1 protein-coding gene is annotated in these 763 nt (G+C 41.7%); it reads right to left on the reverse strand.

Annotation, left to right across the window (positions count from 1 at the left end; genetic code table 11):
- On the reverse strand, positions 1 to 723 hold a 723-nt coding region (locus tag HMPREF9441_RS18705; RefSeq protein WP_172634991.1), incomplete at its 3' end, for a hypothetical protein.
- Between the last annotated feature and the right edge of the window lie 40 nt (positions 724 to 763).

Below are 763 nucleotides of genomic sequence, written 5' to 3' on the forward strand. Positions count from 1 at the left end.
CTTAATAGTAAATGATACTTCTCCGTTAGATATGCCAGCACAAGAAGGTCTTGCCGTTAACCCTACCTGCATCGCAGGCTCAGTAGTACCACTGTAAATATCTCCCTCTGCCTCAGCTATACAGCCTTGTGCATCGCGTACATAGAACTTATAGGTTCTTCCTGGGGTTAGGTTCTTCCACACATACGTTCTTGCTGTGGCTGGCGTTGGGGCCACCCAATGGTTATTATCTATTGAAAACTCTAAATTACCCGTACCTCCTGCTGATGCTGTTACCGTTGCCACCATTCCTTGTGTTAAACCTGTACAACCACTAGCAAAGGCATTCATATTTGTCTGTACCGTTATTACAACGTCTTTTAAACTATTTGGTACTATCTTATCTAATACTTCTGTAGTACAAATAGTTGTTGTACCTCCCTTAGTGGTAGTCTTATACGTAATACTAACAGTCTTACCTGGTAAGAAACTTGGGTGCGCACCCATATTGGTGGTACTTGAGGTTACTTTTGTCCATACTCCTGATCCTATTCTATACCATACATCTGAGTCCGTATTATAAGCGTTAAAGGTCGCCTGATCAAACTTCAATTTTAAAGTCGTAGGATTACCTACTCCTGGACAAGCTACACTCGTATCTACCTCTAAGGTTGCACTCGCTAAACTTGGTTTATCTACTATCGTAAGCGTACGAACACTACTACAGCCGTATACGTCTTTCACTGTTATCGTATATACACCTGCTATCGCATTAGTTACTGTA

Origin of the sequence: Paraprevotella clara YIT 11840, assembly GCF_000233955.1 — a bacterium.
GTDB lineage: Bacteria > Bacteroidota > Bacteroidia > Bacteroidales > Bacteroidaceae > Paraprevotella > Paraprevotella clara.